The 262-nt window shown below is 50.8% G+C and carries 1 protein-coding gene; it reads left to right on the top strand.

What is annotated here, in order from left to right; genetic code table 11:
- Positions 1-262: Ig-like domain-containing protein (locus Q0779_RS23900; RefSeq protein WP_298776766.1), on the top strand; the 262-nt coding region annotated here is incomplete at both ends.

The following is a 262-nucleotide window of genomic DNA, read 5'->3' as shown; positions in this document are numbered from 1 at the left end:
ACACTTAATCAGGGAAATACTCAGCAATTAACTGCTACAGGCACCTACAGTGACGGCTCCACAGCCGATATCACCAGATCTGTTAGCTGGCTTTCAGATGATACGTCGGTGATAACGGTGACCACTGCTGGCCTGCTGACTGCAGTGACTACGGGTAGTGCAACAGTGACTGCCATCCTAGATAACATTAGCAGTAATGACATCAGCGTGACCGTCAGTGATGCCGGCCTGACTGCCATTCAAATCACCCCTGCAGGTGTCA

This window comes from uncultured Shewanella sp. (assembly GCF_947491715.1).
Classification (GTDB): domain Bacteria; phylum Pseudomonadota; class Gammaproteobacteria; order Enterobacterales; family Shewanellaceae; genus Shewanella.
The sequence above is the reverse complement of the archived record's forward strand: the minus strand, read 5'-3'. Positions and strand labels throughout refer to the sequence as shown.